The organism is Bradyrhizobium sp. CCBAU 51753 (assembly GCF_015291565.1).
In the GTDB taxonomy this organism is placed as follows: domain Bacteria; phylum Pseudomonadota; class Alphaproteobacteria; order Rhizobiales; family Xanthobacteraceae; genus Bradyrhizobium; species Bradyrhizobium ivorense.
Genome location: NZ_CP030037.1, coordinates 2,102,762 through 2,123,471 on the forward strand (window position 1 = coordinate 2,102,762; position 20,710 = coordinate 2,123,471).

Consider the following 20,710-nt stretch of genomic DNA (forward strand, 5'->3'; position numbering starts at 1 on the left):
GCTGTCGTTTACGTGCTCGCGACAATGGCGATGAGCACACCCGAGCGGAGAACGCTATGAAGGAGTCCCTCAAAGTCCAGCCTCACCACCTCGAACGGGGTGCCTACCTCTACATTCGCCAGTCCTCGATGCGACAAGTCGTTGAGAACGTCGAGAGCGCGAAGCGGCAATATGCGCTTCGCGGACGCGCAACTGCCCTTGGCTGGCGCGACGAGCAAATTATCGTCATCGACAGCGATCAGGGCGAGTCCGGTGCATCGGCTGCCTGGCGCGAAGGCTTTCAGCGCCTAGTCAGCGACGTCGGCATGGGGCACGCTGGCATCGTGATGGGCCTGGAGGTCTCTCGCCTGGCGCGGAACAATGCTGACTGGCAGCGTTTGCTGGAGATCTGCGCACTGGCCGACACCCTGATCCTCGATGAGGATGGCGTCTACGATCCGTCAAGCTTCAATGACCGCCTCCTGCTCGGGCTCAAGGGCACAATGAGTGAGGCCGAGTTGCATGTGATCAAAGCAAGGCTACGCGGCGGAATCCTCAACAAGGTCAGGCGCGGCGAGTACCGCTGCGTCTTGCCAACTGGGCTGATCTATGACCAGTCCGGCAACGTGACGTTCGATCCCGACTCGCAGATCAGGGAGACAATCGTCCATTTCTTTGACACGTTCTCTCGCGTGGGCTCCGCATGCCAGACCGTCAAGGCCTTTCGCAAGGAAGGCCTTCTGTTTCCCTCGCGTCTGCGCAACAGCGAGACCACAGTTTTTCGGACACTGACCGCATCAACGGCGATACGCGTCTTGAACAATCCAAGGTATGCCGGCGCCTACGCCTATGGACGCCGGCGCTATCGACGAACCATCGACGGTAAGAAGACTCTGCAGCGGCGTGACCACGATGACTGGCTGGCTTGTATCCCGGATGCCCATCCCGGCTACATCACCTGGGAGCAGTTCCAGGAGAATCTCAAAATTCTTAAGACCAACGGTCGAGGATATGAAGTGGCGCGCGCATCGCCTCCTCGGGAAGGTACGGCACTGCTGCAAGGACGGGTGGTGTGCGGGCGATGCGGTAAACATTTCCGCATCCGCTACGCTGCCCGGCGCGGACGGCTGGATGCCTGGTACGTCTGTGATCGCGCTCACGGCTATCGTGGCGAGCCAAACTGCCAGTCAATCGCCGGGCCTCAGATCGATAAAGCCATCGGCATGCTGATTGCCGAACAGATGACGCCGGCCGCCGTCGAGTTGACGCTCGACATCCGCAGGGAGATCGAAGCCAGGTATGAGGAAGCAGACCAGCTGCGCTGTCGCGCGATCGAACGCGCCCAAATCGAAGCGGATCTCGCTCAGCGCCGCTTCATGTTGGTCGACCCCAATAATCGTCTCGTCGCCGATACGCTCGAAGGTGAATGGAACGACAAGCTCCGCGTGCTGGCCAAAGCCCGGGAAGATCGAGAGCGCGCACGAGAGCGGGATCAGCTCGTCCTCGATGAAGCTGTCCGCGAGCGGCTGACCGCGATGACGGCCGACTTCAGTAAGCTTTGGGCAGATCCAGACACGCCGGACCGTGAACGCAAACGGCTGCTCGCCCACATCATCGAGGATGTCACCCTCATCAAGATGCCGGCGGAACGAACCACCAAAATTCACGTTCGCTTCAAGGGTGGCAAAATCCAAACGCTCACCACCATGAGCCCAAAATCTTCCGCGCAGCAGGTCAAGACGCAACCCGGTATCGTCGAGTTGGTCGACAAGCTCCTCGATAAACACATCTATTCCGAGATTGCCGAACTTCTCAACCAGCAAGGATATCGCCCGGGTGGATCAGCGCGCCCCGGCCGCCACGAGACCTGCTTCACGGCCTTGCGGGTCGCGTATCTCGTCCATCGCTATGGCTTGCGCTCGCGCTATGACCGACTGCGAGATCGCGGAATGCTGACAAAACGGGAAGCCGCGGCGCGCCTCAACATCCACGAAACGACCATCGCCAGGTGGGCTGAACATGGACTCGTTACCAGACACGCCTACAATGCACACTATTGCCTCTACGAGATTCCCACAGCGAACCTGCCCCGCAAGCAATGCAGTCGATGGAATCGTCTTGTCGATCGAGCCGCCGCCCTCACGACGGCAATGGTGCCAAAACCCTCAACTGAAGCTGAAGGAGCTGTAGTATGAATGCACGTAGTTGGCATAAAGCGACATGCCCAGTCCATGGTGAGTCGGCCCCGGGAGTTGCACCCGGAGCCGCTCTCCGAACCGTACGTGACGCTCTCACGTCATACGGCTCTCAACAAGTAACGAAGCAGAACTCAACCTCGCCCAATGAGCGAACAGCTTCGGCCTACGGCAGCGGATCAACCTGAGCCAGGTGGAGGCTCTGACCTTTCCATTCTTCAGCCCTTTGTACTTGCGTCGCGCCCAGCGGTTAAGAGATTCGTCGACGTATCGATACAGGTCGTGCATTTCTGACCGCCCATATCTGCCGTAGTACTGCATCCATCCACGAAGGACGGGGTTCAGTTCCAAAGCGATTGCGTCGACTTCCGTCTGCGAGCGAAGCCTGAGCCGGAGTTGCCGGATCGTCGTACGCATAGACTTCATCGCTACCCTGCTGGCCGCTGGCGAGAACGTGCAGAAGTTCTTATTCTTCTGATGGTTTCTTGCCCTGCGCGGTCGAAAGGTAAAGCCCAGAAAGTCGAATGACTGACTGTCATGGCTCCCCCGGCGATTGCTGTCTTTGCAATAGACGATCTTGGTCTTGTCGGGATGCATTTCGAGTTCGCACTCCTCGAACCTTGCTTGCAGCGCCGCCTTGATAGCTTCCGCTTCACCCTTGGTTCGGCAATGTACGAGCCCGTCGTCCGCGTATCGACACCACGGTGACCGCGGGAAGTTCCGCGCCATCCATGTATCGAACGCATAATGCAAGAACAAATTGGCAAGGACGGGACTGATCACGCCGCCTTGGGGTGTGCCCCGGTCGCGAGCGGTGGTCGCTCCGTCTTTGCCTTGCATCGGCGCTGTTAGCCAGCGTTCGATGTAGAGCAGAGCCCATTCGTCTTGCACATGCTTCCTGACGGCCTTCATAAGCAGTTCATGGCTGATATTGTCGAACAAGCCTTTGATGTCGAACTCCAGCACCCAGTCCATCTTCCAGCACCGTTGCCGGGTGACGCCAACGGCGTCCAGCGCGGATTTTCCAGGCCGGTAGCCGTAGGAATCGGGAAGGAAGATTTCCTCGAGTGCTTGTTCAATCTTTAGCTTGACGACCGTCTGCGCCACGCGATCTGCTACTGTCGGCACGCCTAGAATGCGTTGTCCGCCGTTCTTCTTGGGAATGGGGACGGCCCGAACGGCATGTGGAAAGTAGCTGCCGGAAGACATTCGATTCCAGATCTTGTAAAGGTTGCCCTTCAAGTCCTTCTCAAATGCTTCGAGCGACACCTTATCCACTCCAGCCGAGCCCGCATTGGCTTTGACCAATCGGTAGGCCTTCATCACTGTCTGCTTGTCGATATCGTACTGCTTGCGTCCGGTTACACTCATATGTCCTCCTGCTCATCACAGTTGCATGCGGGCGCAACCCACTTGTTTCGACCCCTTCGCTCCAGCACCATTACAGCACCTTCATCACTACTACGAGCCGATCCGCCCCAGTGTTGTGCTTCGGTACTCTCGTCTCGCGGTGTGCGCCGCTTGAACTTCTCCCTTGGCATCACAACGACTGGTTCCTGCAGTTCTCTACAAGAGCCTGTATCCAGATCGCGTCCCCTAAACGCCGGTCGCCATCCGCGCAGTAATCCAAGCGCCTCGCGGATTGATCTCAGGGATGGCACGCGCCCCTGATTTTGGCGACGTCTGAATAATTTTCGACGCGTCATCGGAAGATTCGCTTTCGCTCGCCTTCTGGATACTCACCTGCCCCGTAAACCCGGGACTTTTGCAACACTTGCTGATGACCGCGCCTTTTAAGCGAAGCCACAGTGTCGTGGTTTTGCATCTGCGCCTGGAACGCCGATGCAGGAGGGCCGTCCTCCATCTCTCATAAAGCTGTACGCATTAAATTCAGTTATTCACCTCCTTCATGCTCTGCAGCACACCATGCCAGATCACTTTCAGAAGATTGCCGCTGCGTCCGCGGAAGCAGAACAGGTGCCCACCCAGCGGATCGCGCCGCAGCACTTCCTGCACCTGCAGCGAGAGGCTCGCAAATCCCTTGCGCATATCGGTGTGCCCGGTTGCCAGCCACACCCGAACATTGCTCGGCACCGGAATCATCGCCGCTCCAGCACCGCCACAACCCGCGCCAGCACGGCCGCATCGACGTCATTGTCGACGATCACCCGATGTCCGCGCATCAGCACGATCTCGATCCGACCCGCCACCGCCGGCGCACATGCCTGAGGTGACAGGCTCCGATCCGCAGCTTCAGGCTGTTCCGGCGATATAACTATCGGTGCAAATGTCGTCCCCCCGTCCGCTTCCGCAAGCCGACCATCCCGGGCCAGCCGGCGCCATGTAAACAGCTGGCTCGCAGACAGCCCGTTCCTCCGCGCTGTCGCCGACACCTGCCGCGGCGCGGCGTAACTCTCCGCCACGATCCGTTGCTTCTCGTCCAGCGTCCAACGGCGCCGCGCACCCGACGAAATTACGTCGAGCCGCGCGACCTTCAACATAGGCGTATGACCAGTCATACGCCTATGTCTTCACCGTCCCGTCACGTCAGACAAGGCGGCCCACGCCGTAGGAATTCCCAGGAACCTTCCATGATCCATGCCTACTGCAACGCTCGCACTCACGGTGCGGTTCGGTTCGACGCCTCGGCCTGGTTCGAAATAGCGGACCTCAACGCGATCCACAGGCTCGTCGACTAGAGCATTTTCCGACCTGGCGGAATCGAAAGGGATTCCCTTCCGGGGCAAATCGTGATTCACCCTGAGGGCTGGTGATGGAGGCCAGCCCCCATGGCTAAACCCCTCTCGCCGGATCTTCGCCTTCGCATTGTTCGGGCCGTGGAAGATGAAGGCATGAGCTGTCGGGGCGCCGCCGGCCGGTTCGGCGTGGCGCCGTCGACAGCGATCGAACTGGTCAGCGAGTGGCGAAGCACCGGCGCCTGTGAGGCGGAAGCGCAGGGTGGCGACCGGCGTTCGGCTCGGATCGAGGGGCATGCTGCAGAGATCCTCTCCCTGGTCGAGGCTACGCCTGACATGACGCTGGCCGAGATCGCCGATCATCTCTTCAAAGTCCACGGCGAGCGTTTCGCGCCGAGCGTGGTCTGGCGGTTCTTCGATCGCCGCAACATCACGTTCAAAAAAAACATCGCACGCCAGCGAGCAGGATCGGCCGGACGTCGCCGCTGAACGCGCGGCGTGGAAGGCATCCCAGTCTGAAATCGACATCCACCGGTTGGTATTCATCGACGAGACCGGAGCCTCGACCAAGATGGCGCGGCTCTATGGCCGTTCGCCGTACGGCCAGCGCTGTGTTGCAGCGCTCCCGCATGGTCATTGGAAGACGACGACCTTCGTCGGCGCGCTCAGGGCGACTGGCATGACGGCGCCGACGGTCCTCGATGGCCCCATGGATGGTTCGGCGTTCGAGGCTTACGTGACGCAAGTCCTCGTGCCGACACTCAGGCCCGGCGACATCGTGGTGATGGACAATCTCGCAGCACACAAGCGGGCCGAGGTCGGCATCGCAATCGATGCAGCGGGCGCTCGGCTCCTCTATCTGCCGCCTTATTCGCCCGACCTCAATCCGATCGAAATGGCCTTCGCCAAGCTCAAAGCCGCCCTTCGAAAGGCGGCCGCCAGATCTATCGAGGCTTTGGTCAACGCTATCGCCCTCGCCTTGGCCGCCTTCACCGCCCAAGAGTGTCTGAACTTCTTCGCCGCTGCCGGCTATGATCGCGTCTGATCAGAATCTGCTCTCTAGAAGTGGAGCGGCGCGCCAGCCGAAAAGGCAGCAAAGGTGTCATAGGAGTCGACGGCTACCTTACTCTCTACGACACCCTGCTCCACGCATGGGCCTACGACAACGGGGACTGCCAGCCCGAATACTATGTCGACCCGACGGACGCGCTGGCTTGGCTCGCCGACAATCGCCACGAAGTCTACGCGGCGATACTGGAGGAGTTCGGCGGAGATGTAGCGGCCTGCAAGTTCTTCAAGATCGACTGGGCAGATTCCAAGTATCCGGACGAGACCAATTATCTCCGCCGCAAAGAACCGCGTCCCGCTTACCTGTAGGAGGCGTGCTGCCCGATACCCAGCAAGACGCTGCTGCTCGCGTAACCACGCCTCCAGCTCGACGATCACCGGGCGGCTCCGCTCCTGGTGCACGCGCAGACGTTCCTGCGGAACAAGACCGTTGATCTCGCCTTCGATGGCGAACAGGACGTCGATGCGCTTGACAGCCTCGGCCGCGATCGGAGTCGTGCGAGGTCAAAGAACTTGCGCCTGCCGTGCGCCCAGCACGCCACCTCGACGATCGGGCCTGCTTTGCGATTGGCCTCGTAGAGTCTGCTGAATCCCGCATAGGCGTCGGCCTGCATCAGCCCCGCGTAGCCTGCCAAGTGCTGTTCCGGATGCTCACCATCACGATCGGGCGAGTGGAAGAACACGGCCGCCGGGGGATCTGGTCCGGCGAATGGCCGGTCGTCGCGACATAGGTCCAGAGCCGGCCGCTCCGAGTCTTGCCCTTGGCCAAGACCGGCACGGTGCGGTGAGTAGGCCGGAGGTATTTCACCTCCAGCCTCTCGCAGAACCGGGCGTGAGACTCTCGCCTCACCCGGCTCCCATCAGGCAAGCTTGCCGCCATCGCCGAGTTGCCGATGCACAAAGAGCCTGCGGTTCTCACGCGCGATCTTCTCCAGGAAGAGACGCGCGCGTCCAAAGCGGTGATGGAAGCGCTTGTACTTTCGCTTCAACCAGATAGCCAACGTCTGGTTGATGTAGCGCGCCAAAGGATAGCGCTGAACGCGTATATTGCCCATAATAAGCGATCCACCCCCTAACCATCGGGTTTAGCTCGCGGGCAATATCGTCCAAAGTCACCTCGGTTCGCTTGCGAAGTTTCAAGCCTCGGATCGTCGCTCGCATGGCATTCAGCGCTGGTTTGCTGACCGCCGGAGTGAACCCGCAGAACATCCTCTGCGAACGCGGCCCCAGGACCGATCGCGGCCGGAAGCAATAACCGAGAAAGTCAAACATAACCGTCTCAGTCTTGCCCCGGCGTCGGTCGTCCTTGCAGTAGACGATCCTCGTCTTCGTAGGATGCAGTTCCAGGCAGCACTCCGCCAGCCGAGCCTGGAGCGCTTCGCGAACGCTTTGCGCCTCCATCTCATTCCGACAATGTACCAACCCGTCATCTGCATACCGACACCACCTGAGATCGGGGAACATCCGTGCCATCTAGAGATCAAATGCATAGTGCATGAAGAGGTTGGCGAGGATCGGGCTCACCACGCCCCTTGCGGGGTACCGCGGCTTCGCTCGATTATCTTCCATCCTCTTGCACCATCGGCGCTGTCAGCCATCTTTCAATGTAGAGCAGCGCCCATGCACACGTCACATGTTTGCGGACGGCCCGCAGCAGAAGCTCGTGGTCGATATTTTCGAACAGTCCCTTGATGTCGAACTCCAGAACCCAATCGTACTTCCAGCACCGCTGTCGCGTTGCGCCTACGGCATCGAGAGCCGATTTACCGGATCTGTAGCCGTAGGAATCCGCCAGAAAGATTGCGTCGAGAGCCGGCTCAATTAGTTGTTTGACAACGGTCTGTGCCACGCGGTCTGCCACAGTGGGCACCCGAGGATCCTTTGGCCCCACTCTTCTTTGGAATGGAGACGGCGCGAACAGGCGGCGGGAAGTAAGCGCCTGAGCTCATTCGATTCCAAATCTTGTAGAGATTGCTCTTCAAGTCGGACTCGAATCGTCACTCCGTCGACACCGGCTGCGCCACCATTGGATCGCACCTGCAGATATGCTTCGTACACCTCTCTCTTGTCGATGTTGAACGGTTTGCTCGGCTGGTTCACCGTCGTCCTCCTGTTGTCAGTTGCGACGGTGGCCAGCCCTCCTGATCCGATCCCTTTGCTCCGGCCCCATTACGAGCCTTCGTCGCTAATACGGATCGGTCCGTTCCAGTGCTCCGCGTCGGTAATCTCGCCTCGCGGTCTTCTTCGCTTGTGCTTCTCCCTTTCCATCGGAGCGACTGGTTCCTGCAGTTCCGCGGCAGCGCCTGCATCCGATTCACGCCCCCTCAACGCCGGTCGCCGCCCGCCCGGTCATCAGGCTTCCGGCGGGCTCATCCCAGAGGGACGACACACCTCTGGTTTTGACAACGATTTCCACGTTACGACGGTTCATCGGCGGGTTCATTTTCATTCGTCTCTCGGACGCCTATCCGTTCGGGTATTCCCGACGGTTGGCTTCAACGCTCACGACCGCGCCTCTTAAGCGAAGCCGCTTGAAGTGATTTGGGACCGACTCCTGAAAGTCGATCCCGAGGGGCCTACCCTCATCGCTGCCACAGCTTGTGCACACAGATTTTCAGGTCATCTCGATCATCCTTTCCGTGTGCTTCTGCAGCACACCGTCGTCCGCGTGGATGCGCTGGGCAGCGAAGACATGGCTTCGGATCGTATCGACCAGCGGCATCAGGGTTGTCGCGGCCCAGGCCGTAAAAAAATCAGCGCGCTCGTTTCGACGTAGAATCTGATTCTATTGTGCGCCAAGAGAGAGAACCAAGCAGTCGGTAAACGTCTTGCAAGTAGGGGCGCATAGCATTCTGTTCTATAGGGTCCCCGCGTTATTGAGTTTCTACACAGCCTGGGCCGGGCCCACCCAGTCGGCTAGCGTCGAGACATCGAGGTCGACGCCTTCGTGCCGGTAGACGTCGCTCTGACGATGGAGCGGCAGGTGCAGGCCGTACTTGACGAAGAGGACATGGGCGAGCAGCAGCCGGCCCGGCACGTCCACGCGCAATCGGGTGCGAGGTAGCGGAGGTTGAGTGATCGCTTCGCAGGCCCGGCACACGAGCTTCTCGCGCACGTGCTGGATCACTTCCCACTGGCGCGGAATGAGCTCCAGCATCTCGGTCACGTCCTCGCCGATCTTGCGCAATCGGTTGTCGCCGCAGCATGGGCAGGCCGCAGGCACCGGATAGACAAGGCGCTCTCGCGGCAAATGCTCTGGCCAGCGGCCGGCGGGGCGGCTTGCGGCGCTCGAAAGATGGCAACGTGATCTCGTCGGCTGCAGCCATTTGCGCTGTGGTCTCGGCTTGCGCGGCGTCCTCGTCAAGATCGGCGAGCTGCAGCTCGAGTTGGTCTAGCAATGCTCCGCGCTCGGAGGACTGTCCGAATTGCTCGTGCCGCAGCTTCTTGATCGTGAGTTGGAGCTTCTCGATCAGCAATGTCCGCACCTTCGCCTCCGCTTCCGCGGCCAAGCGGGCTGCTCGCTCGACGCGCAGCATTGCCTTCAGAACGGGGTCACATCGTCGGGGAGGGAATCATCGGCGCTCATCGCCCGACTAGAGAATCACAATAGCCCAGCTGTGTCCGAACCGCCGGTTGGGTTACGGATTCAAATCCCAGCGATCAACCGGCGGCCTGCGGTCGCCACGTGTGTTGCGGCATGCGCCAGTCAATCCCCTTCAAGCAAATAGCCAAACGGACGGAACGGCGATCACCGGAGCCGTCCGTCATCCAGCGCTGCGACATCTGCCTTCAGCGTCACCGCATCGACCGCGCCGGTGATCCGTATCCGGGCTCCGGCCGCAAACTCGATCTCGATCGCCCCGCTCTTGGTTGGCTCGAGGGGACCAAATGCCGCTCCCCACTCCGAAACCACCCTCGCTGGCACGAATTGCGCGGCGGCTTGCTTCGGCTCCGGGCGAAAGAGCTGTCGCCATCGGAGCAGCAACGAGCGTGAGATACCGTACCACCGCGTCGTCGCGGTCACCTGGCGCGGTGCCTCTAAGCTCTCCAGGACGATCTTGAGCTTCTCGTCCTCGGAACCAGCGGCGCCGTCGCCCCATCTCAACCACTTCGAGCTGCCCGATTGGGCTCCGACCTTAGCGCTGTCCATAGGAACAGTTCTCTACACCTCGCCTCACACCGCAAGGCGGCCTCCGTCAGGATACTATCGGAAACGCCTCAAGCGGAAATGCCTTGCAGGTCTCTGCCACCTTCTCTATATTTGATGCATCAAATACGATCTTGTGTCGAGCCGTAATGCACGCAATCAAGCGCCCGCAACGATCCCAAACAGAAACTTGGGTATTTGAGTTTCCTGACCCAGGTACGCCGATATCCGCTTGGCAAAAGGCGAATTTCCAAACGGAGACGGGCGCATTTACCAAGGCCGACGAGCGGTTCATCCCAATGCTCGGAAACGGCAGGATCCCAGGCCCGGCAGGGATGAAAGCGCTGATTATCATACACAGCCTCGGCTTCTCGCTAGGTGTACAACGATGGTCAATCTCGTACCGCACTGCCAACAGTTCGAGCTGGCAGTCCGTGCGACCTCTCGTCTTCACATTTCGGAGCGCGCGCGATTCTGATTGCACTCCATGGGCGCGAAAGGTCAATGACCCTTCCGTATCCATTCCGAAGCTTGAATTCACGGATACGCGGCCGTTACCCTTTCCAACAGCTCTTCCGAGCCCGGGCCAACTTGGAGTCGGTGCGTCGCCATTTGCCCGGAAAGCTTCACTTTCGGATACAGCGTTCGGGAGCTGGATAGCGAAATCCATTGATGCCGAGCGCTTGTAGACAATCCAGAATGGGCTTACCGACGATTTAGTCGCTGTCGGCTCACTGGCAGCTGAGGTTTGAAGATTTAGGTGTGAAATGTTTGACCAGCAGCTTTATCAGGGTCCGACCATTGGTGATCTCATCATCATTGCCCTTCAGAAGTTCAAAGACCGCGTTGCCTTCAAGGAATACAGTCGCGCTGTTACCTTTGGCGAGCTGGAGATTATGATCGGAAGAGCGGTGGCCGCGCTCGATTCGCTGGGAGTCCGCAAGGGCGATGCCGTCGCGCAGATCGCAGGCAATGCTACCGAAGCTTTCGCAATTACCGCCGCGTGCTACATTCAAGGATACCGATCAGTCCCGCTACAAGCCGCATCGAGCATCAACGACCACATTTACGCCGTCGAGGATTCCGAGGCTGTGGTTGTTATTGTTGACGATGAGCACATCCGCAATGGCATCGAGATCAAGAGGGCGCTCGGCGACAGAGTTCAGGTCAGATCGTATCAAGCTGAAAACGGTGACATCGGTCCCTTCTGGACCGGTATTAGTCCCAAGCTGCCGCTAACGAACGAAGTTGAGCCGGGCGATATTGTTCGTCTAGCATATACCGGAGGCACTACTGGTCTACCGAAGGGCGTGATGGCTTCCAGCCGATCGCTTGCCACCTGTACCATCAACTATATGGCGGCACAGCCCTGGGAGTCCGACATCAAATACCTCTGCGCCACCCCCATGTCGCACGGCGGCGGTTCAATCATTTTGCCAACCCTTCTAAAGGGCGGCTGCACCGTTCTGCAGCAGAAGTTCGATCCAAGCGAGGTGATCCGCGCCATCGAGCGAGAGGGCATCACAAGGATGATGGCAGTACCTACGATGCTCTACGCCTTGCTAGACCACCCTAATATCTCGAAGGCCAATCTGAAGAGCATGCGTCGTATCCTCTATGGTGCCGCTCCAATCTCACCTGCGCGACTTCGTGAAGCGCTGGCGATCTTCGGTCCGGTATTCATTCAAGGTTACGGCCAAACCGAAGCGCCTGCCACCATCCTGATCCTCAGTCAAGAAGACCACCTTACGGGCGACGACAAGCGGCTTGAATCTGTTGGAACTCCATACCCTGGGGTTCTGGTCAAGTTGCTTAATGATGATTGTAAGCCAGTGCCTCAAGGCGAAATTGGCGAAATTTGCGTACGTGGGCCCTTGGTCATGTCGGGGTATTGGAAGAAACCCGAGTTGACCGCAGACGCTCTGCGCGGCGGCTGGCTCCATACGGGTGACTTGGCCTACCAGGATCAGCAGGGATACTTCTTCATCGTGGACCGCAAGAAAGACATGATCATCTCAGGCGGAGTGAATGTCTATCCCAAGGAAGTGGAGAATGCCCTGACCACGCACCCGGCGGTCTCAGCTGCGGCAGTCATCGGGGTACCGGATGAAAAATGGGGTGAAGCGGTCAAAGCTATCGTCGTTTTGCGACCTAGCGAAAAGGTGTCGTCAGAGGAACTTATCGCGTTCACCAAAAAGTTGAAGGGCCCGGTGCAAGCTCCGAAGTCAGTAGACTTTGTCGAGGCCCTGCCGCTGACAAGCCTAGGCAAGATCGACAAGAAGTCACTCAGGGCGCCTTATTGGAAAGGCGTGACGCGTCAGGTAAACGGCTAATGCCGCTTTCCAGGCGTTTCTGCAGCAAAAGGCAATTGTGAGTGCTGGGAAAACGAAGAGCATGTTGGATCTTCTCAAGCCTAATCTCTATGGCCCGGAGGGTACGGAGTCCGCGCCCGGCCATCCCTGTCTGAAGGGTGGCAAATGCGGCCACTGCGGCCACGTCTTCTTCCCCTTCCAGGTTTACGGCTGCGAGATATGCGGAGCTACGGGCGAGGTCTTGAAGCCATTTGCTCTCGGCGGGTGTGGCACATTGATCGCGTCGGCGAAGGTCCACATGCACAGCCCGCCTGCGAAGAGCGTCGACAACATCGGAGGCCCACAAGCGCCGTTCGTGGTCGGTTCGATCAAGCTCGACGATGGTCCGACCATCCGCACTCTGTTGATCGATTCCGACGAGCGGCCCCTCAAGGCTGGGGACAGAATGGTGAGCAAGCTGGTCCCCATCGACGGCGGAGGAAAGACTCTTCTCGACCTTCGTTTCACCCAGCCTCCTGACTGACAGGACCAAATCAATATGGCTATATTCCTTAAAGACCTACGTCCGGTTTATGTAATCGGGGTCGGCTGGCATCGATATCAACCGCTAAGCGAGACTCCGTACGTGGCGCTAGGGCTCCAGGCAATCCGACAGGCTCTTGCGGATGCTCGTATCGCTTGGCCGGACGTCGAGTCATCCTACATAGGGACCGGCCGTCTCGGCACGGCCCCAGGCCGGCCGATGTTGAAGCACCTCGGCGATACTGGGCGGCCACTCGTGCACATCGAGAATGCTTCTGCGTCCGGCTCCGCTGCTTTCCGACACGCTTGCATCGAGGTCGCCTCTGGCATGGCTGACGTGTGCCTGGCGGCTGGCGTGGACAAACCGCCTCCCGCGCAGCGGGCCAAAACGGGCATCGACAGTCTGGCCGATGACGCGATCCTTCCCTTCACTCATTTCGCGCTCTTGACGAACGAATATGCTCAGAAGCATGGAGTGAAGCCCGAGGACATCGCCTTGGTAGCTGTCAAGAATCATCGGAATGGCTCGCTAAACCCGAACGCCCATCGCCAACAGAAACGCTCACTCGACGAGGTTTTGGCTGGCAAGGGAGTGTCCGGGACATTGACCACTTTGCAGTGCTGCCCTGTTGGTGAAGGCGCAGCTGCGGTCATCATCGCCAGCGAATATGCGATCAAACGCCTTGGCACAGATGCAGGCCGCGCAATCCGTATCGCGGCCTCAGCAGCTTCGAGCGAACGACCCGGGCCGCATGCAACCGTCGATGCAGTAATCACGCAGGCCACCATCGCCGATGCGCTACAGCAGACAGGTTTGAAGCCGCGAAACCTCGATGTACTCGAACTCCATGATGCATTCACGGTCGAAGAGCTTGAATATGTCGAGGCGATGGGAATCTGCGAACCGGGGCAAGCAATTCACCTGCTCAAGGAAGGCGCGTTCGATATCGGCGGACGAGTGGCCGTCAGTCCCTCGGGCGGCCTTATTGCCATGGGCCATCCGCTTGGGCCGACCGGCATCGGGCAGATCGGCGAGATCACGATTCAGCTGCGCGGCGAGGCTGGCCCCCGGCAGCATAAAGCCGCCAAGATCGGTTTGGCCCACATGGTTGGCGTGGGTGCTGTCTGCTACGCGCACATCTTGCAGAAGTCCTAGCGTCGGCGAGTACAACTGAAGTCTGCTTCACGGAACGCGAGAACTCTTATCAAAGTTGGCGTCCACCAATCCAAAAGCCCAAATGCTCAACCAATCGCCGGCATTCGGGTGGGATCAGTACCGACCGGAGTTCAAGAGCTTAACGCCTGGTGTGATTTGTAGCCCGGTATGAAAACGAGGAGAACGCATCCATGCTCGTGACAAGAAAACCTGAGGGCCCCCGCCTTGGCGTTGTTAGCTTGGATGCCATTGGCTATCGCAACACGATCGATTTGCCTGACCCCTTCAACGCCCCTCCACCCCCTCCAGACGAGCCAACCGGCTTCTTTATGCATCCTGCCTTCTGGCCGGTTCCAACCGCATTCGCCATAGCACCCGGCACCGGCGGTTCGGTGCTGCTTGAAGGGAGGCCGGATGCGATCGAGGCCATCGCAGACGCCGTTGACCGGCTAGCCCCCCACTGCGACCTGATTGTTGGGAATTGCGGCTACATGTACTATGCGCGCTCGGCGGTCCGTACGGAGACGCCCACATTGTTGAGCGCCCTGCAACTTCTACCTTATGCTCTCCAATCCACCACTCGACCGGTTGGAATCCTTACATTCAATAAGGCTTTTACCAAAACAATGCTCTCTGACCATCCAGATCGATCTCGACTACGCATTGTCGGAGTCAGCGCCCTACCTAATTGGTCGGCCCTCAATCATCGGGATTGGCTTGTGAAGATCCCACGGGTAAATATGGACGAGTTCCGCAGGGAGCTTATTGAAGTGTGCCTGCGAGAGCGCCAAGGGCGTGCATTCATGGATATTGGTTCAATTGTCCTGGAGTGTACTGCTATGCCGCAATTCAGGGCGGACATTGTCGCCGCGCTCCGGCTGCCGACCTGGGACATCGCTGCGGTCGCTCGAAGCTTACTCGGCGCGTGAGAAGCGCTATAATCGCTACCCACAAATAGCAAGGGTCGTTGTTAGTTCACCAAGCTTCTAATCGCTGTGAGCTGGGCCCTTCCTTCATCCAGCGATAAGCATAGTCCCGGGTTGAGTTGAGCCCATTTGGCTCGGTGAAGCAATGGAACGGGACGCGGAGCCCTCGGCAAACGCAGCGTCCTGGACTTGGCGTAAGCGGCGGCGTGAGATTACCGAGCGGCCGAGCGGTCGGACGGTGTTGTGCTCGTCATTCCAGAGCGACAGGACCTCGCGGGCGTGCACGAGAGAGCTGAACGGCGTTCACTTATCAGCTCATCGCACGGGCGCCTGTTGAAGCTTTCTATCAAGGCACGCTGCGGCGGACTTCCCAGAGCAATGTGGTGCCACTCGGCCTGAAACTCAGCGCCATTGTTGGACACGATCATAGCCGAACAACCGCGAAGCGATCGCGGCGTCGACTTCGCACGCGACCGAGCTGGCAGCGAGCTGTGCGCGACCAGAGCCAGGCATTCGCGCGTGAAGTATCATCGACGTCCGTCGTGGCGCCGCGGAAGCCCGCAGAGCGTGACTCTCAGGTTCTCGATCCGGGACGGATGAACGACTTGATCGGTCTTGACCATGCAAGGTCTTCGCAAATGGGCTTGTGCTCGAGCCTACAAATCCAAAGAAAAGCGCCGTCGAACTGCCGTGACGACGCTCCTGCCGCGCGGCAATCAGGATGGAAGCGGAGCGTCAATCAGGATGAGAGAGCGTCGCTGGGCTCGTGACGCAGGGAGGGCGTAGTCCGACCGGAGTTACGAGCCCAGCGACGGCGCGATCCACAGGGGACCGCGCCGTCGGGTGATCGCGGCCGGTTGGTTATGCAAGTGGTTCTTCCGCCAAGAGGAATCACTCGCTTGCCAGGCCGACACATTACCGATCACCAGATGAGGCTCTACATGAAGTACCGTCAGACCGATACCCCGCCAGTGGCCGCTGCCAAGGCGTCGTTCAGCACGTCAACCGCTTATCGAATGGAGAAGGATTCCCGCCTTCCATCGCGGAAGAAAGGTGCCCGCGGCCGGCGCCGACCGGACCCGTTGGCCAGTGTGTTTGAGACCGAGGTCGTGCCGATGTTGAAGGCGGCCCCCGGCGTGCGGGCTGTCGCGATCTTCGAGGAGATGTTACGGCGTCATCCTGAGCTCGGAGCTGGGATCCGCCGCACGCTGGAGCGCCGGATCCGCGCCTGGCGGGCGATCCACGGCGAGGAGCAGGAGGTCATCTTCCGCCAGACCCACGAAGTGGGCCAGGTCGGCCTGTCCGACTTCACCGACATGGGCGAACTGGGGATCACCATCGCTGGCGTGCCGCTCGATCATCGCCTCTATCACTTCCGGTTGGCCTATTGCGGGTTCGAGCACGCCCATGTCGTGCTCGGCGGCGAGAGCTTCGTCGCTTTGGCCGAAGGGCTGCAAAATGCCCTGTGGTCGCTCGGTGGCGCACCGCGGGAGCATCGGACCGACAGCCTGTCGGCCGCCTTCTGTAATCTCGACCGCAATGCGAGGGACGATCTGACCCGGCGATACGAGGACCTCTGCGCCCACTACGGCATGCGGCCTTCCCGCAACAATCGCGGCATCGCCCACGAGAATGGGGCGATCGAGAGCTCGCACGGCCATCTCAAGCGGACGATCGCCGATGCGCTGCTGTTGCGCGGCACTGCCGACTTCGATGATCTCGCCGCCTACCGCGGCTTCATCGACGAGATCGTCAGCCGCCGCAATGCCCGCAACGCCAAGCGGATCGACCACGAGCGCGCCACCCTGCAGGCGTTGCCGGATCGCCGTACCTCGGACTACGAGGAGGTGATTGTCCGCGTGACGTCAAGCGGCGGCTTCACCTTGCGCAAGGTGTTCTACACCGTGCCGTCACGCCTGATCGGCCACCAGCTGCGGGTGCGCCTTTACGACGATCGTCTCGACGTGTTCGTCGGCGGCACCCATCTCGTCACCCTGTCGCGTGGGCGGCCGCATCCCAACGGCAAGCACGACCAGGTCGTCGATTATCGGCACGTGATCCATTCCTTGCGGCGCAAGCCAATGGCGCTGCTCAATCTCGTCTACCGTGATCGGCTGTTCCCGCGCGATGCCTATCGCCGAACCTTCGATCGCTTGCGCGAACGGCTGCCGGACAGGAAAGCCTGCCGGCTCATGGTCGATCTGCTTGCGCTGGCGCACGAGCGCGGCTGCGAGGCCGAACTCGCCGGTCAGCTCGCCGCCGACCTGGACGCCGGCCAACTGCCCGACCTCAACCGGCTGCGCGCCCACTTCGCGCCCGATCCTGCCTGCGTGCCGCAGGTCATGGTGCAGCTCGCCCCGCTCGCCAGCTATGAGTGCCTCATCGGCGCCAGCGAGATCGGAGACGCCGCATGAACACGGCCAACACCGTCGACACCGCGCGCCTCAATCTGTTGCTCAACGAGCTGCGGCTGCCCGCCATCAAGGTGCTGTGGCCACGGTTCGCCGAACAGTCCGACAAGGAAGGTTGGCCGGCGGCCCGCTTCCTCGCCGTCATCGCCGAGCACGAGATCGCCGAACGCGGCCGCCGTCGCATCGAGCGCCATCTCGTCGAGGCGAGGCTGCCGGCCGGAAAGACCTTCGATAGCTTCGACTTCGACGCCGTGCCGATGATCTCCAAAGCGCAGGTGACCGCGCTTGCCGCTGGCGACGGCTGGGTCGGCAAGGGCGCCAATTTGCTGCTGTTTGGGCCGCCTGGCGGTGGCAAGAGCCACTTGGCGGCAGCGATTGGCTTGGCTCTCATCGAGAACGGTTGGCGGATCCTGTTCACCCGCACCACCGATCTCGTGCAGAAGCTCCAGGTGGCGCGGCGCGAGCTTAACCTCGAGGCCGCCATCAATCGCCTCGATCGCTTCGACCTCCTGATCCTCGATGACCTCGCCTACGTCACCAAGGATCAGGCCGAGACCAGCGTGCTGTTCGAACTCATCAGCGCGCGCTACGAACGGCGCTCGATGCTGATCACCGCCAATCAGCCCTTCGGCGAATGGAATAAGGTCTTCCCGGACCCCGCCATGACGCTCGCCGCCATCGATCGCCTCGTTCACCACGCCACCATCATCGAAATGAACGTCGAGAGCTATCGCAGGCGAACCGCGCTCGAGCGAAAACGCGGCCCAGGCCGGCCACCGTCGCACGCGACACCAAAAACCCTCGTTGATTGACGCTCCGCGACAATCAGAGCCAACAAAACTCTTGCGCGCGACAATCATCGCGGCAATCATCACCTCGCCGCGACACCGACTCGCCATCCTGATTGTCGCGCGCTTCCCAGCCAGATTGTCGCGCTATACGCTCCGCTCCAGCTGGCATCTCCCACACTGCAGCGCCCGAACTAAGCCCCAGCCAGCAGGGTCGACCTAACCGTGACAGAAGCCGCCGACCTTTCGCCACGAACGCAGCTGGCGGTGCTTGACTCGGTGGAATATTGATATATGATACATCAAATTTAATATCGAGGGTGAGGGAACCAAATGTACACTGCGGTGGCGCGCAGCTCTCTGGCTGGAAACTCTCTAGGCGTGTTCAAGCTCCCGGACGAACTGGCGTTCACCGTTGCGCGCGGTAGTGGGCCGTGGCTCTGGTCAGCTGATGGACGCCGGTACGTAATGGGAGCGGGGCCGATGGTGCTTGGCCGTGCGCATCCCAGGGGCGTGTCGGCTATTACGGAGCAGGCCGCCCTTGGCGCGCATTACTATCTCATGAACGCGCGAGCTCAGGATCTGGCGGCCAAGATCTGTCAGTTGGTGCCATGCGCAGAGTCCGTGCGATTTTGCAGCGATGGATCGGAGGCAAATTTTTATGCGCTCCGCGTGGCGCGGGCTTTTACACAACGCACCAAGATCTTGAAGTTCGATGGCGGTTTCCACGGGCATAGTGACTACGCACAGCAGAAGTCTCGCGTGGAGCCCGGTCACAATGATCAGCATCCTATGGCGGAAGCGGCCGGTATTCCGGCGGAGGTCAGTGAGACGGTCGTCATTGCACCTTACAACGACATCGGGCACACCCGCCAGATCGTCGAGCCTATCGCCCAGGACATCGCTGCGATCATTGTCGAACCAGTGCAACGGGCGTTCGTGCCCGCGCCGGGTTTCCTTGAAGGCTTGCGCGCGTTGGCCAACAGCATAGGTGCGCTGCTGGTGTTCGACGAGGTGGTGACGGGCTTCCGGCTCGCGCTAGGCGGTGCTCAAGAGTACTTCGGCGTGACGCCGGACCTTTGCGCCTTGGGCAAGATCCTGGGCGGTGGAACACCACTGGCGGCCTTGGCAGGGCGGGCTGATGTTCTGGACGTCGTGGTGACTGGGCGTCCCAATGATGGTCGTCCTGCCATGATGAGTGGCACGCTCAATGGGGTAATCCGCTGAGCTGTGCGGCTGGTCTTGCCACCCTTGCAGTTGTCGAGGAGCTGAAAGCTCCCGCAATCCTCAAACAAAAGGGAGAAGCGCTGGCAAACGGTTTACGTGAAATCGCAAATAGGCTTTCGGTGGCCGTACAGATGATTGGTCCGCCCGCTATCCAGCGGGTGGTATTTGGGAGTGGCCCGATGGGCATCATTCAGGCAGTGGCGGCATCGCGGCAAGATGCCGCCCGCCTTTGGGGATTTGAAATGATCCGCAGGGGAATCTTCTGCGGACCTTCCAAGGTTTATGTGTCGCTCGCGCATACCGAGGAGACACATGGCTTGTACTTGCACGCGGCCGAAGAGGCCTTACGGTCCCTGCGGGACCGGGGACTTCTAGATTAGGATTTTGGATTAGGAGGAGACAACATGCGTAGTCAACTGAAGTTCTCATTCGCCGTCCTGGTGCTGGGGCTGGTCAGCAATCCGTACCCGTCGTTCGCGCAGGACAGCGGACCTCTTTTCGACTCGATCCGCAAGGCTGGCCACGTCAAGATGGCTCTTGGCTCGGCGCCCCCTTGGGACATGATATCCCCGGAAGGGAAGGCAGCTGGCTATGGGCCCGAAGTAATGGAGTTGGCGCTCAAGGCCATGGGGCAGCCGGAGCTTAAGGGCGTGCTGCTGGATTGGAGCGCCCAGGTTCCCGCGCTGCAGTCCCGTCAGGTCGACTTTGTTGCCCCTGGCCTGAGTTACACGGAAGAGTACTGCAAAGAGGTGATCTATTCGTCACCCAATTTCGTGGGGCTGAGCGGGTTCTTTGTTAAACGCGGAAACCCGAAACACATCACCAGTGTCGCCCAGATCGCGCAGAACCCCGACATCAAAGTGGCGGGCGCTGCAGGGGGAGCCTATACGCCGTACTTAATGAAAGCGGGAATTAAGCCTGAGCAGTTGGTGAGCCTCCCTGATATTCCGGCTATGGCGGCGACGGTCACCGGCGGCCGGGCGGATGTGGCTTACCTTAATCAAGTCGCTATCATCCACCCAGAAAAGCAAGGCCTCGAATTCATCCTCGACAAGCAGGCGCCACCGAGCGCGTACGGCGCGATGTTCCGCAAGGAAGACGTGGCTTTCCGCGACGCGTTCGACAAGGAGCTTAACAAATTGCGCGGCAATGGCGTGATGAAGGAGCTTCTCACGAAGTACTGGAAGCAGGCTTACGGCGATCTCGATGGCTTCGATGCGGTGTGGGAGGCCGTCTCCAAGATCGAGAAAGCCAGTGACGTCGTGCCGAGCTGCAAGTAAGGC

General features: G+C 60.0%; 19 protein-coding genes and 3 pseudogenes. 10 read left to right on the forward strand and 12 right to left on the reverse strand.

The window, feature by feature from the left end:
* Positions 1-56 precede the first annotated feature (56 nt).
* The gene (locus XH93_RS09560; RefSeq protein ID WP_194473303.1) at positions 57-2,174 is read left to right on the forward strand and encodes a recombinase family protein; all 2,118 of its coding nucleotides are present in this window, start codon (positions 57-59) and stop codon (positions 2,172-2,174) included.
* Positions 2,175-2,270: 96 nt separating this feature from the next.
* Here XH93_RS09560 and ltrA read toward each other — a convergent pair whose 3' ends face one another.
* From ltrA to XH93_RS09575, 3 genes are all read right to left on the reverse strand, one after another.
* Positions 2,271-3,545 (reverse strand): group II intron reverse transcriptase/maturase, encoded by a 1,275-nt coding sequence (ltrA, locus tag XH93_RS09565; RefSeq protein ID WP_194473304.1) that lies wholly within the window; start codon positions 3,543-3,545, stop codon positions 2,271-2,273.
* A gap of 519 nt (positions 3,546-4,064) precedes the next feature.
* Positions 4,065-4,277, reverse strand: coding sequence for an IS66 family insertion sequence element accessory protein TnpB (gene tnpB / locus XH93_RS09570; RefSeq protein WP_194473305.1), 213 nt, complete (start codon positions 4,275-4,277; stop codon positions 4,065-4,067).
* Entirely contained in the window at positions 4,274-4,675 is a 402-nt protein-coding gene (locus XH93_RS09575; RefSeq protein ID WP_194473306.1) for a transposase, read from the reverse strand. Before XH93_RS09575 ends, tnpB begins: the two co-directional genes overlap by 4 nt.
* A 288-nt stretch (positions 4,676-4,963) precedes the next feature.
* Here XH93_RS09575 and XH93_RS09580 point away from each other — a divergent pair.
* A protein-coding gene (locus XH93_RS09580) for an IS630 family transposase (protein ID WP_371814956.1) occupies positions 4,964-5,915 on the forward strand; the annotation gives its coding sequence in 2 pieces (ribosomal slippage) (positions 4,964-5,310 and positions 5,309-5,915; 954 coding nt in all).
* A 14-nt stretch (positions 5,916-5,929) separates the two neighbouring features.
* Here the strand turns inward: XH93_RS09580 and XH93_RS42945 are convergent.
* From XH93_RS42945 to XH93_RS09600, 8 genes and pseudogenes are all read right to left on the reverse strand, one after another.
* The gene (locus XH93_RS42945; RefSeq protein WP_371815152.1) at positions 5,930-6,316 is read right to left on the reverse strand and encodes a hypothetical protein; all 387 of its coding nucleotides are present in this window, start codon (positions 6,314-6,316) and stop codon (positions 5,930-5,932) included.
* A gap of 18 nt (positions 6,317-6,334) precedes the next feature.
* Positions 6,335-6,621: pseudogene (locus tag XH93_RS09585) on the reverse strand (transposase); the annotation flags it as partial.
* A gap of 177 nt (positions 6,622-6,798) precedes the next feature.
* A complete protein-coding gene (locus XH93_RS42115) occupies positions 6,799-6,993 on the reverse strand; it encodes a hypothetical protein (RefSeq protein WP_246799776.1) in 195 nt (64 codons plus the stop codon).
* A 37-nt stretch (positions 6,994-7,030) separates the two neighbouring features.
* Positions 7,031-7,411, reverse strand: a pseudogene (locus tag XH93_RS42685) (reverse transcriptase domain-containing protein); the annotation flags it as partial.
* A gap of 85 nt (positions 7,412-7,496) precedes the next feature.
* Complete coding sequence (locus XH93_RS42690; protein ID WP_256436598.1) at positions 7,497-7,787, reverse strand: reverse transcriptase domain-containing protein; 291 nt, start codon at positions 7,785-7,787, stop codon at positions 7,497-7,499.
* Positions 7,788-8,252: 465 nt separating this feature from the next.
* A complete protein-coding gene (locus tag XH93_RS42695; RefSeq protein WP_256436599.1) occupies positions 8,253-8,387 on the reverse strand; it encodes a hypothetical protein in 135 nt (44 codons plus the stop codon).
* 453 nt (positions 8,388-8,840) lie between these two features.
* A pseudogene (locus tag XH93_RS42950) lies at positions 8,841-9,474 on the reverse strand (IS66 family transposase zinc-finger binding domain-containing protein); the annotation flags it as partial.
* Positions 9,475-9,686: 212 nt separating this feature from the next.
* The gene (locus tag XH93_RS09600; protein WP_246799543.1) at positions 9,687-10,088 is read right to left on the reverse strand and encodes an IS66 family insertion sequence element accessory protein TnpB; all 402 of its coding nucleotides are present in this window, start codon (positions 10,086-10,088) and stop codon (positions 9,687-9,689) included.
* Between the two features lie 764 nt (positions 10,089-10,852).
* Here XH93_RS09600 and XH93_RS09605 point away from each other — a divergent pair.
* From XH93_RS09605 to XH93_RS09620, 4 genes are all read left to right on the forward strand, one after another.
* Entirely contained in the window at positions 10,853-12,418 is a 1,566-nt protein-coding gene (locus XH93_RS09605; protein WP_194473308.1) for an AMP-binding protein, read from the forward strand.
* Positions 12,419-12,479: 61 nt separating this feature from the next.
* Positions 12,480-12,920, forward strand: a complete 441-nt coding sequence (locus tag XH93_RS09610) for a Zn-ribbon domain-containing OB-fold protein (protein ID WP_194473309.1) — start codon at positions 12,480-12,482, stop codon at positions 12,918-12,920.
* 15 nt (positions 12,921-12,935) lie between these two features.
* On the forward strand, positions 12,936-14,075 hold the full coding sequence (locus XH93_RS09615; RefSeq protein WP_194473310.1) for a thiolase family protein: 1,140 nt from the start codon (positions 12,936-12,938) through the stop codon (positions 14,073-14,075).
* A 191-nt stretch (positions 14,076-14,266) separates the two neighbouring features.
* Positions 14,267-15,004 carry a hypothetical protein gene (locus XH93_RS09620; RefSeq protein ID WP_194473311.1) on the forward strand — a complete coding sequence of 246 codons (738 nt, stop codon included), beginning with the start codon at positions 14,267-14,269 and terminating at the stop codon, positions 15,002-15,004.
* Between the two features lie 209 nt (positions 15,005-15,213).
* Here XH93_RS09620 and XH93_RS42955 read toward each other — a convergent pair whose 3' ends face one another.
* Entirely contained in the window at positions 15,214-15,429 is a 216-nt protein-coding gene (locus XH93_RS42955) for an integrase core domain-containing protein (RefSeq protein ID WP_371814957.1), read from the reverse strand.
* Between the two features lie 435 nt (positions 15,430-15,864).
* Here XH93_RS42955 and istA point away from each other — a divergent pair, with 435 nt between their 5' ends.
* The 4 genes from istA (at position 15,865) to XH93_RS09640 (ending at position 20,707) form a co-directional block, all read left to right on the forward strand.
* On the forward strand, positions 15,865-17,415 hold the full coding sequence (istA, locus tag XH93_RS09625) for an IS21 family transposase (protein WP_194473139.1): 1,551 nt from the start codon (positions 15,865-15,867) through the stop codon (positions 17,413-17,415).
* Positions 17,412-18,224, forward strand: a complete 813-nt coding sequence (gene istB, locus XH93_RS09630) for an IS21-like element helper ATPase IstB (protein ID WP_210340453.1) — start codon at positions 17,412-17,414, stop codon at positions 18,222-18,224. Before istA ends, istB begins: the two co-directional genes overlap by 4 nt.
* Positions 18,225-18,533: 309 nt before the next feature.
* The gene (locus XH93_RS09635) at positions 18,534-19,427 is read left to right on the forward strand and encodes an aminotransferase class III-fold pyridoxal phosphate-dependent enzyme (protein ID WP_194473312.1); all 894 of its coding nucleotides are present in this window, start codon (positions 18,534-18,536) and stop codon (positions 19,425-19,427) included.
* Positions 19,428-19,831: 404 nt separating this feature from the next.
* The gene (locus XH93_RS09640; protein ID WP_194473313.1) at positions 19,832-20,707 is read left to right on the forward strand and encodes a transporter substrate-binding domain-containing protein; all 876 of its coding nucleotides are present in this window, start codon (positions 19,832-19,834) and stop codon (positions 20,705-20,707) included.
* The last annotated feature ends 3 nt before the right edge of the window (positions 20,708-20,710 follow it).